The 11,029-nt window shown below is 53.9% G+C and carries 9 protein-coding genes; all 9 read left to right on the top strand.

The features are described 5' to 3' along the window. Nucleotides 1-45 precede the first annotated feature (45 nt). The gene (flhD, locus tag EPIR_RS10290; protein WP_023655330.1) at nucleotides 46-399 is read left to right on the top strand and encodes a flagellar transcriptional regulator FlhD; all 354 of its coding nucleotides are present in this window, start codon (nucleotides 46-48) and stop codon (nucleotides 397-399) included. After that, on the top strand, nucleotides 399-977 hold the full coding sequence (gene flhC / locus EPIR_RS10285) for a flagellar transcriptional regulator FlhC (protein WP_023655329.1): 579 nt from the start codon (nucleotides 399-401) through the stop codon (nucleotides 975-977). Before flhD ends, flhC begins: the two co-directional genes overlap by 1 nt. A 133-nt stretch (nucleotides 978-1,110) precedes the next feature. Then, complete coding sequence (motA, locus tag EPIR_RS10280) at nucleotides 1,111-1,995, top strand: flagellar motor stator protein MotA (protein WP_023655328.1); 885 nt, start codon at nucleotides 1,111-1,113, stop codon at nucleotides 1,993-1,995. Further along, entirely contained in the window at nucleotides 1,992-3,023 is a 1,032-nt protein-coding gene (gene motB / locus EPIR_RS10275; protein ID WP_023655327.1) for a flagellar motor protein MotB, read from the top strand. The genes motA and motB overlap by 4 nt, the downstream gene beginning before the upstream one ends. Before the next feature lie 10 nt (nucleotides 3,024-3,033). After that, entirely contained in the window at nucleotides 3,034-5,013 is a 1,980-nt protein-coding gene (gene cheA / locus EPIR_RS10270; protein WP_023655326.1) for a chemotaxis protein CheA, read from the top strand. A gap of 24 nt (nucleotides 5,014-5,037) precedes the next feature. Next, nucleotides 5,038-5,535, top strand: coding sequence for a chemotaxis protein CheW (gene cheW / locus EPIR_RS10265; protein ID WP_023655325.1), 498 nt, complete (start codon nucleotides 5,038-5,040; stop codon nucleotides 5,533-5,535). A 171-nt stretch (nucleotides 5,536-5,706) separates the two neighbouring features. Next, on the top strand, nucleotides 5,707-7,371 hold the full coding sequence (locus EPIR_RS10260; protein ID WP_023655324.1) for a methyl-accepting chemotaxis protein: 1,665 nt from the start codon (nucleotides 5,707-5,709) through the stop codon (nucleotides 7,369-7,371). Between the two features lie 143 nt (nucleotides 7,372-7,514). After that, nucleotides 7,515-9,179 carry a methyl-accepting chemotaxis protein gene (locus EPIR_RS10255; RefSeq protein ID WP_023655323.1) on the top strand — a complete coding sequence of 555 codons (1,665 nt, stop codon included), beginning with the start codon at nucleotides 7,515-7,517 and terminating at the stop codon, nucleotides 9,177-9,179. A gap of 158 nt (nucleotides 9,180-9,337) precedes the next feature. After that, nucleotides 9,338-11,020: a methyl-accepting chemotaxis protein gene (locus tag EPIR_RS10250; RefSeq protein WP_023655321.1), complete on the top strand. Its 1,683-nt coding sequence runs from the start codon at nucleotides 9,338-9,340 to the stop codon at nucleotides 11,018-11,020. The last annotated feature ends 9 nt before the right edge of the window (nucleotides 11,021-11,029 follow it).

Raw genomic sequence — 11,029 nt, 5'->3', positions numbered from 1 at the left:
TTTCCACCGCACACGTTAAAAGTAGTGCTAGTCAGGATGGAAAAAATGGGTACATCAGAATTACTCAAACATATTTACGACATCAATTTGTCTTACTTATTGCTTGCACAACGTATAATAAATCAGGAAAAAGCTTCGGCTATGTTTCGTTTAGGAATTGACGAACAGATGGCTGACGCCTTATCGAGCCTAACATTGCCAGAAATGGTTAAGCTTGCCGAGACCAACCAACTGGTTTGTCAATTTCGCTTCAGCGACCACCAGTCAATCAGTCGTTTAACCCAGGAGTCACGGGTGGAAGATTTGCAACAAATCCACACCGGTATCCTGCTATCCAGTCGTTTATTGCGCGACGTCTCGAAAGAAAAAGAGATGCCGAAAAAAAGGGCGGCAAGCTGATGAGTGAAAAAAGCATTGTTCAGGAGGCGCGTGATATTCAACTGGCAATGGAGCTCATCACTCTGGGCGCACGCCTGCAAATGTTAGAAAGCGAAACTCAATTAAGCCGTGGCCGCTTAATTAAGTTATATAAAGAGCTGCGTGGTAGCCCGCCGCCTAAGGGCATGCTGCCATTTTCTACCGATTGGTTTATGACATGGGAGCAAAATATTCATGCTTCCATGTTTTGTAACGCCTGGCAATTTATGGTGAAGAGCGGGCAGTGTCGCGGGATAGAGGCGTTGATTAAAGCCTATCGGCTGTATCTTGAACAGTGCCCGCAGCAGGATGAAGGGCCGCTGTTGGCGTTGACCCGCGCCTGGACGCTGGTACGGTTTGTTGAAAGTGGAATGTTGGAGTTAACCGACTGTAAATGCTGTGGCGGAAGTTTTATCAGCCACGCCCACCAACCGCGAGGCAGCTTTACCTGTAGCCTTTGCCAGCCACCATCTCGTGCGGTAAAAAGACGTAAACTTTCGCCTGAAACTGCCGATAACAACTCACAACTGCTGGATGAACAGGTTAAACAAGCCGTTTAAACATGTTCGCCACGAGGAGTGAATCCAGCAGCGGTCTTTGACCGCTGCTTTTTTTTGCCCCACGCCCGGCGTACTGACCTGTCAGATATCTGGCTCATCTTTCACCCACGTGTTTACAGCGTAAGGATTTATCGTGCTGATTATATTGGGTTATATCATTGTCCTCGGATCGGTTTTGGGCGGCTACGCTATGGTTGGTGGCCACCTCGGCGCATTGTATCAGCCCTCGGAAGTGCTGATTATTGTTGGTGCTGGCGTGGGGGCTTTTATCGTCGGCAATAACGGTAAGGCGATTAAAGCAACGTTGAAATCACTGCCATTACTGATGCGCGGTTCGAAATACAACAAAGCCGTGTATATGGATCTGATGGCGCTACTGTATCGGTTGATGGCTAAATCGCGTCAGCAGGGGATGTTGTCTCTGGAGCGCGATATCGATAATCCACAGGAAAGTGAAATTTTCGCTAATTACCCGCGCATTCTTGCCGATAAAAAACTGGTCGACTTTATTAGCGATTATTTGCGTCTGATGGTCAGTGGCAATATGAATGCCTTTGAAATCGAAGCGTTAATGGATGAAGAGATTGAAACCTACGAGCATGAGTGTGATGTGCCGGCCACGGCGCTGGGCACCATGGGCGACTCGCTTCCGGCATTTGGTATCGTCGCCGCAGTGATGGGGATTATCCATACGCTTGCCGCCGCCGATCGCCCGGCCGCCGAGCTTGGTGCGCTGATCGCCAACGCGATGGTGGGAACGTTTCTCGGCATCCTGCTGGCCTACGGTTTTATCTCGCCGCTGGCGGGCGTGCTGCGCCAGAAATGTGCGGAAAATATCAAGATGATGCAGTGCATAAAGGTCACGCTGCTCTCCAGCCTTAACGGCTACGCCCCGCAGATCGCGGTCGAATTTGGTCGTAAAACTCTGTATTCGACCGAGCGGCCGTCGTTCAGCGAGCTGGAGGAGCATGTGCGTAACGTTAAATCTCCACAACAGACCTCGGACCAGGACGCATGAAGCATAACGATCGCCCCATTGTGCTGGTAAAGCGAAAAAAGGCCAACAAGCATAGCGGCTCGCACGGCTCATGGAAAATTGCCTACGCCGATTTTATGACGGCCATGATGGCATTTTTTTTGGTGATGTGGCTGATTTCAATCTCAAGCCCTCAACAATTGGTGCAGATTGCCGATTACTTCAAGACGCCGCTAAAAGTGGCGATTACCGGGGGGCAGCGCAGCAGCGATAGCAGTAGCCCTATTCCCGGCGGTGGGCAGGACCCGACGGAGAAAATAGGTGAGGTGCGTAAAGCGATCGATATGAATGCGCAGAAACGTAAGCTGGATGAGATACGTCTTAACCATCTGCGTGAAAACCTGGACCAGCTGATTGAGGCCGATCCGAGACTGCGCGCCCTGCGTCCGCACCTGATTATTAATATGGTGGAAGAAGGGCTGCGTATCCAGATTATAGACAGCCAGAATCGCCCGATGTTTAAAACCGGTAGTGCCGAGGTGGAATCGTATATGCGCGATATTTTACGCGCCATTGCACCGATTCTGAACCAGATCCCTAACCGTATCAGCATGGCGGGTCATACAGATGACTTCCCCTATGCCGGGGGGGAGCGTGGTTACAGTAACTGGGAACTTTCAGCTGACCGGGCTAACGCTTCACGCCGTGAACTGGTTGCCGGGGGGCTGAGCAGCGGCAAGATGCTGCGGGTGGTGGGGATGTCGGACACCATGAAATTGAAAAACCGTGGAGCTAACGATGCGGTAAACCGACGTATCAGCCTGCTGGTGTTGAACCACGACGCCGAAGAGCAGATAGAGCGGGAAAATGCCGAGAGTGATGCGGTAGATGTTAAAGATACCAATAGCCTTAAAGAAATCGCGGCACCGGAGATGTCCTCCGCTGCCAGTAAAAACCAAGACCTTCAACAATCACGGGCTGAGCCAGGTAGTGCCAATGCGCAAGTAACTCCGTTACCTGCTGCGGCGACGCCACCTGCCCAGACCGATCGCGACTCACAGCCGAGGTAATACCGTGAGCATGGATATCAGCGATTTTTACCAGACGTTCTTTGATGAAGCCGACGAGTTGTTGGCTGACATGGAACAACACCTGTTGGGACTTGACCCACAGGAACCAGATGCGGAACAGCTCAATGCTATCTTCCGGGCGGCCCACTCTATTAAAGGCGGGGCCGGAACGTTCGGTTTTTCTGTATTACAGGGAACCACGCATATTCTGGAGAACATTCTCGATGGTGCGCGCCGTGGCGAAATGCAGCTGAGCACCGATATCGTCAACCTGTTTTTGGAAACTAAAGATATTATGCAGGAACAGTTGGATGCATATAAAAGCAGCACCGAACCCGATGCGGCAACCTATGAATATATTTGCCAGGCTCTGCGTCAGTTAGCGCTGGAAGTGAAGGGCGACGCACCGCAAGCGGCTGCGCCTGTCTCCGTGGGCGGAAAAGCTGAACCTGCCGTTGTCGCCAGCGGTCTGCGTATTAAGCTGACCGGGCTGAAGGCGAACGAAGCCGATCAGATGCTGGAAGAACTGGCTAACCTCGGCACGGTTTCTGCGGCGGTCAAAGGTGAGAACTCACTGGAAGCCACGCTCGATTCATCGGTCGGTAAAGACGATATCATCGCGGTACTGTGCTTTGTCATCGACGAATCGCAGATTCACTTCCCGCAGGCGGATGAGGTGAGCGCCGTCACGACCACGGACGCGGTGGAACCGACACCCGCCGCAGCGCCACAACCCGTTACTGCCAGTGAAAGCGCCGCACCTAAGCGGGAAGTGGCGAAAAAAACGGCGGCGAAAGCCAGCGAATCAAGCAGTATTCGCGTCGCGGTCGAAAAGGTCGATCAGCTGATCAACCTGGTCGGTGAACTGGTCATCACCCAGTCGATGCTGGCCCAGCGGTCGAGCGCACTTGACCCAGTTCATCACGGCGATCTGTTGAACAGCATGGGCCAGCTGGAACGCAATGCCCGCGATCTGCAAGAGTCGGTGATGTCGATCCGCATGATGCCGATGGAGTATGTCTTCAGCCGCTTCCCGCGTCTGGTACGCGATCTGGCCAGTAAGCTGGGTAAAGAGGTTGAGCTGACCCTGTTGGGCAGTTCAACGGAGCTGGATAAGAGTCTGATCGAGCGCATTATCGATCCGTTAACACATCTGGTACGCAACAGCCTCGATCACGGTATCGAATCGCCGGATAAACGCGTGGCCGGTGGTAAACATGCCACGGGTAATCTGACGCTTTCCGCTGAACACCAGGGCGGTAATATCTGCATCGAAGTCAGTGATGATGGAGCGGGCCTGAATCGTGAGCGTATTCTGGCCAAGGCCCTGTCATCGGGGCTGCCGGTTAGTGATGCCATGAGCGACGAAGAAGTGGGTATGTTGATTTTCGCTCCCGGTTTCTCCACCGCCGAACAGGTGACCGATGTTTCCGGCCGAGGCGTGGGGATGGACGTGGTGAAACGTAATATCCAGGAGATGGGGGGACACGTTGAAATTGCCTCTAAGCAGGGTAAAGGCACCACTATCCGCATCCTGCTGCCGCTGACGCTGGCGATCCTTGACGGGATGTCGGTTCGCGTGGCGGATGAAGTGTTTATTCTGCCGCTGAACGCGGTAATGGAATCACTGCAACCGCTGGCTGACGATCTCAAGGCGCTGGCGGGTGGCGAGCGCGTGCTGGAAGTACGCGGCGAATATCTGCCGCTGGTCGAGCTGTGGAAGGTGTTTGACGTGCAGGATGCTAAAACCGAAGCGACGCAGGGCATTGTCGTTATTCTGCAAAGCGCCGGTAAACGCTATGCGCTGTTGGTCGATCAGCTGATTGGACAGCACCAGGTGGTGGTGAAAAACCTGGAAAGTAACTACCGCAAAGTGCCGGGCATCTCTGCCGCCACCATCCTTGGCGATGGCAGCGTGGCGCTGATCGTCGATGTCTCTGCATTGCAGTCTCTGAACCGTGAAAAGCGTGTGGCGGGAGCCGCAGCCTGACAATAACTGATTAAGGGTAGAATTATGACTGGAATGGCTACTGCCACCAAACTCGCCGGAGAAACCGAGGGACAGGAGTTTCTGGTGTTCACGCTGGGCGACGAAGAGTACGGAATTGATATTCTCAAGGTGCAGGAGATCCGTGGCTACGATCAGGTCACTCGCATTGCCAACACACCGCCGTTTATAAAAGGGGTGACCAACCTGCGCGGCGTCATTGTACCGATTATCGATCTGCGCATTAAATTTGCTCAGCCTGATGTCGAATATAATGAAAACACCGTGGTGATTGTGCTGAACCTTGAGCAGCGCGTGGTAGGCATTGTGGTGGATGGCGTATCGGACGTTCTGTCCCTGACGCAAGAGCAGATCCGTCCTTCACCGGAATTTGCCGTCACCATGTCGACCGAGTACATGACCGGACTGGGTGCGCTGGGCGAACGTATGCTGATTCTGGTCGATATTGAAAAGTTGTTAAGCAGCGAAGAAATGGCGCTGATGGATACGCTGCGTAGCGCATAAGCAATAACGCAGACGGGTTCCAACAGGGGCAGATCGCAGATCTGCCCTTTTTTATCGCAAATTTTTATTTTCTGACAATTTCGTACCGAATTTTAACGTTGCGCCTCATAAAGATCGTCGTCTGATTACCGATACCCAGTGGTATTCCCTCATTTCTTGCAAAGGTATTTTATGTTCACGCGTATCAAAGTCGTCACCAGCCTGATCCTCGTATTAATGATTTTCGGCTTTTTACAATTATTATCGGGCGGCTTGTTTATTAAAGCGCTGACAAAGGACAAGGAAAACTTCGCGTTATCGCAAACGTCAAATGATAATGTCACCCAGTTTACCGATGCGTGGATCACACTCAACCAGACGCGTATTGTGCTGAACCGTGGCATGCTGCGCATTCAGAGCGAAGCCGCCAATGCAGGCAGCAGCGCCTCTCTCACGGCGTTAAGTGACCGGGCAAAACAGCTTCTGAATGAAGCGCAGGCCTTTCACGCTGCCTATAAGGCTACGCCAGACACGCCGGGAATCGATCCGAAACTGTCAGAAGACTTGGAACAAACTTATGAGCAGTTCAGCAGCGCTCTGCAAGAAATGACCCAGCAGATGGCAAACAGGCAGCTGGACGCGATGTTCGCGCAGAATATTGAACAGAAGCAGGTGGCGATGCAGGCTGTTTATACCAAGTGGCGTAGCCAGCAGAACCGACTTATTGAACAGGGAGCCAGCCAAAATAAACAGGCTTATGACCATATGCTGTGGGCCATTGCCGCCATGATGACGCTGGTTCTTGCGCTGATCGTGCTGTGCTGGTTTGGTCTTCGCAACATTTTGATCCGCCCGTTACAGACAACGATTGGACATATCAGCCGCATTGCGGAAGGCGATCTGACGCAGAACGTTGAGGTAAATGGCCGCAATGAAATGGCCCAGTTGGCTGGCAGCGTGAAGAACATGCAGCAGGCGCTGGTCAAAACCGTCAGCGTAGTGCGCGAGGGTTCCGATGCCATCTATACCGGTGCCAGCGAAATATCTTCAGGCAATAATGACCTCTCGTCGAGAACCGAACAGCAGGCCGCTTCACTGGAGCAAACCGCAGCCAGCATGGAAGAGCTTACCGCCACGGTGAAACAGAACGCCGAAAACGCGCGTCAGGCATCACAACTGGCGTTGACGGCATCAGAAACGGCGCAAAAGGGCGGCAAAGTCGTCGATGGCGTGGTGAAAACCATGAGTGAGATTGCCGGTAGTTCGAAGAAAATTGCCGATATTACCAGCGTCATCGATGGCATCGCCTTCCAGACCAATATCCTGGCGCTGAACGCAGCGGTAGAAGCGGCACGCGCGGGTGAACAGGGGCGTGGTTTTGCCGTGGTGGCGGGAGAAGTTCGTAACCTTGCCCAGCGCAGTGCGCAAGCGGCGAAGGAAATCAAAGGGTTGATTGAGGATTCTGTCGCGCGCGTAGACAGCGGATCCACGCTGGTAGGCACCGCCGGTGAAACTATGACCGATATCGTCAATGCGGTCACCCGCGTCACCGATATTATGGGTGAGATTGCTTCCGCCAGCGATGAGCAGAGTCGCGGTATTGACCAGGTGGGCGAAGCGGTAAACGAAATGGATCGCGTCACCCAGCAGAATGCGGCGCTGGTGGAGCAGTCAGCGTCGGCATCGGCATCACTGGAAGATCAGGCCAGCCGACTGACCCAAGCGGTAGCGGTGTTCCGCATCACGCAGCCGTCCGGCATGGCTACCCGCGAGCTTAAACGTCCAATGCTCAAACCGGCGGCGATGCCAGAACGCACGTCGTCACCGGTCAGTGACAGCAACTGGGAAACATTCTGATTTTCGCCAACGGGTGAGGAGCGGAATTGACGTTCATTTCCTGTTGAGCAAGATAAAAAAACAGACCTTCAGGCGTTTAAAAACATAAAGATCCGTCATGGGCTGCCGATAACAGCAGCCTAAACAGGATAATTAGGAACATTATGTTTAAGCGAATGAAGGTCGTTACCAGCCTGATTCTGGTGCTGGTATTTTTTGGTTCTTTGCAGTTAATTACCGGCGGTCTGTTCTTCCAGGCCCTGAAAGGCGACAAAAACAACTTCGCCATCTCCCAGCAGTTGCGTTTGCAGCAGTCAGCCCTGAATCAGTCATGGATCGCACTGGTGCAAGCGCGAAATACTCTCAATCGTTCCGGTATCCGCTATATGTTGGATGCTAACCATATGGGCAGCGGCGACAGCGTGAAACAACTGTTGGCAGCGGCGCAGGAGCAGCTCGGCATCGCAGAAAAAAACTACCAGCTGTGGCATTCACATTTGTCTGAGGCGGGTAAAACGTCGGTCAACGTACAGGCAGTACAGAAAAACTACGCCATCCTGCATGACGCGCTCAGCGAACTTATCCCACTGATCGGTTCCGGTAAAATCACCGAGTTCTTCGGGCAGCCCACCCAACGCTATCAGGACGACTTCAGCGCGGCTTATGATACCTGGTTGGCAAAAAATGACTCCCTCGCCGCGCTGGGTGTGGCGGAAAACCAATCCGCTTTCCATCAGGCTATCTGGATAATCTTCCTCGGGCTGACAGTTACCCTGCTGGTTATTGCTGGCGTTTGGATCGGTATGCGTCACATTCTGCTGCTGCCTCTCCGGACCAGCATTGACCATATTCGTCGTATCGCCAGCGGTGATTTAACCCGGGAGATCACCGTCGAAGGGCATAACGAAATGTCCAGTCTGGCCGCCAGTCTGCAACATATGCAGGAGGAACTGGTACAGACCGTTAGTGCGGTGCGTAACGGTTCTGATGCCATTTACAGCGGTGCCAGCGAAATTGCCGCTGGCAATAACGACCTCTCATCCCGCACCGAGCAGCAGGCGGCCTCGCTGGAGCAAACGGCCGCCAGCATGGAAGAGCTGACCGCCACGGTGAAGCAGAATGCTGAAAATGCCCGTCAGGCGTCACAGCTGGCGCACAGCGCCTCAGATACGGCGGTGAAAGGCGGCAAAGTGGTGGATGGCGTGGTGAAAACCATGAGCGAAATTGCCGTCAGTTCACGGCAGATCGCGGATATTACCAGCGTTATCGACGGCATTGCTTTCCAGACCAATATCCTGGCGCTCAATGCGGCGGTCGAGGCGGCGCGTGCCGGAGAGCAGGGACGTGGCTTTGCAGTAGTCGCGGGAGAGGTGCGCAATCTGGCACAGCGCAGTGCGCAGGCCGCCAGGGAAATCAAAGAGTTGATTGAAGACTCGGTGGCACGTGTCGACAGCGGATCGGCACTGGTGGAGCATGCCGGAGAAACCATGAGTGAAATCGTTAATGCCGTCACGCGCGTCACCGATATCATGGGTGAGATCGCCTCCGCTTCAGACGAGCAAAGCCGGGGGATCGATCAGGTTGGCAGCGCGGTTACTGAAATGGATCGCGTCACCCAGCAGAATGCTGCGCTGGTAGAACAGTCGGCTTCAGCGGCGGCATCGCTGGAGGATCAGGCCAGCCGTCTGACGCAGGCGGTGGCGGTGTTCCGCATCGCGATGCAGCAGGCCGTGCCACCAGTGGAGCTAAAGCGTCCGCAGCAGCCCGCTGCGAAACCCCCCACATCTGCCGCTGTGACCACCAGTGACGGCAACTGGGAAACCTTCTAAAGCCTCAACACGAGGCGAGCGAAAATAAACGCTCGCCTCTGACAAACATATCCGCCTTTTGCCTCGTCATGCTTCTGCTATTTATCTGAATAACCCGATAAAGATCCTTTCACTGATGCCGATAAAACAGAGTGGTAGCTATCTCACAGGGGAAAGATATGTTTAAGCGTATTAACGTGGTGACCAGCCTGGTGCTGGTTTTAGTTTTGTTTGGCTCACTACAGCTTATTTCAGGCGGTCTGTTCTTCCATTCGTTAAATGGGGATAAGAATAACTTCACATTGACACAACATATCCGCCATGAGCAGGCAAATCTTACCTCTGCGTGGATTGCGCTGGTACAAACGCGTAACACGCTTAATCGAGCCGCTACGCGTCACCTGCTGGATGAAAAAGGTCAGGGAACGGGTTCCTCCGTCGATGAGTTGGTTGCCCTGGCGAAAACTCAACTGAACACGGCGCAACAGCAGTTTGCCCTCTACAGCCAGGAACTGCCGACGGGAGTGGCTAACCAGCCTCACGTTCAGGCGGTTAACGAACATTACAACATTCTGAACCATGCACTCAGCGAACTGATGCGGATGTTGACCAGCGGCGACTTTAAAGGTTTTGTCGACCAGCCCACCACGGGTTTCCAGAATGGTTTTGAACAAGCCTATGATAACTGGTTGCAACATACCGATCGGCTGCTCAGTGCCGGTTCTGAAGAGAACAATCATGCCTACCAGCGCGCAATCTGGGTATTGCTGTCTGTGCTGGTGATATCGCTGGCGCTCATCGCCGTGGCATGGTCGGGTATCCATCACATTTTGCTGCGCCCGTTGAAACAAAACATTGAGCATATCCGTGGGATTGCCAGCGGCGATCTCACCCAAGTTATCGAGTCGCAGGGGCATAACGAAATGGCGCAGCTGGCCGCCAGTCTGCAACATATGCAGGAGTCGCTGGTGCGCACCGTCAGCGAGGTGCGCGACGGTTCCGAGGCCATCTACACCGGAGCGAGCGAAATTGCTTCGGGCAATAACGACCTCTCATCGCGCACCGAGCAGCAGGCAGCCTCACTGGAGCAAACCGCTGCCAGTATGGAACAGCTGACCGCCACGGTGAAGCAGAATGCTGAAAACGCCCGTCAGGCGTCACAGCTGGCGCTAAGCGCCTCGGAAACTGCGCTCAAAGGCGGCAAAGTGGTGGATGGCGTGGTGAAAACCATGAGTGAGATCTCCACAAGCTCGAAGCAAATCGCCGATATTATCAGCGTGATCGACGGCATTGCTTTCCAGACCAATATCCTGGCGCTCAATGCGGCGGTTGAAGCGGCGCGTGCCGGAGAACAGGGGCGTGGCTTCGCGGTAGTGGCGGGAGAGGTGCGTAATCTGGCACAGCGTAGTGCGCAGGCCGCCAGGGAGATCAAAGGGTTGATTGAAGATTCCGTGACACGGGTCGATACCGGTTCGGTACTGGTGGAGAGCGCCGGAGAAACCATGAGCGATATTGTTAACGCCGTCACGCGCGTCACCGACATTATGGGCGAGATCGCCTCTGCTTCCGATGAACAGAGCCGGGGAATCGATCAGGTTGGCAGCGCAGTCACCGAAATGGATCGCGTCACCCAGCAGAATGCCGCCCTGGTCGAGCAGTCTGCTTCAGCGGCAGCCTCGCTGGAAGAACAGGCAAGCCGACTGACAAAGGCGGTGGCGGTGTTCCAAACTCGTAAAGAAAATCTCATCGCGGCCGTTAATAACCCTGCCGCGCCGAAGAGTTCCATGCTGTCGCCACCGGCTACGGCGAATAAAGCCCTGGCGAAGGCGACAGGCCCAGATGTCAACTGGGAAACGTTCTAAATAATAATA

It is taken from the genome of Erwinia piriflorinigrans CFBP 5888 (genome assembly GCF_001050515.1).
GTDB lineage: Bacteria > Pseudomonadota > Gammaproteobacteria > Enterobacterales > Enterobacteriaceae > Erwinia > Erwinia piriflorinigrans.
Note: the sequence above shows the minus strand (reverse complement) of the source record. Positions and strands in the feature narration are given on the sequence as shown.

Excerpts from the sequence above, each read along its gene's own strand:
- EPIR_RS10260 (WP_023655324.1), top strand. The coding sequence starts at position 5,707 with ATGTTCACGCGTATCAAAGTCGTCACCAGCCTGATCCTCGTATTAATG.
- cheW (WP_023655325.1), top strand. The coding sequence starts at position 5,038 with ATGACTGGAATGGCTACTGCCACCAAACTCGCCGGAGAAACCGAGGGA.
- flhC (WP_023655329.1), top strand. The coding sequence starts at position 399 with ATGAGTGAAAAAAGCATTGTTCAGGAGGCGCGTGATATTCAACTGGCA.
- EPIR_RS10250 (WP_023655321.1), top strand. The coding sequence starts at position 9,338 with ATGTTTAAGCGTATTAACGTGGTGACCAGCCTGGTGCTGGTTTTAGTT.
- flhD (WP_023655330.1), top strand. The coding sequence starts at position 46 with ATGGGTACATCAGAATTACTCAAACATATTTACGACATCAATTTGTCT.
- EPIR_RS10255 (WP_023655323.1), top strand. The coding sequence starts at position 7,515 with ATGTTTAAGCGAATGAAGGTCGTTACCAGCCTGATTCTGGTGCTGGTA.
- motB (WP_023655327.1), top strand. The coding sequence starts at position 1,992 with ATGAAGCATAACGATCGCCCCATTGTGCTGGTAAAGCGAAAAAAGGCC.
- cheA (WP_023655326.1), top strand. The coding sequence starts at position 3,034 with ATGGATATCAGCGATTTTTACCAGACGTTCTTTGATGAAGCCGACGAG.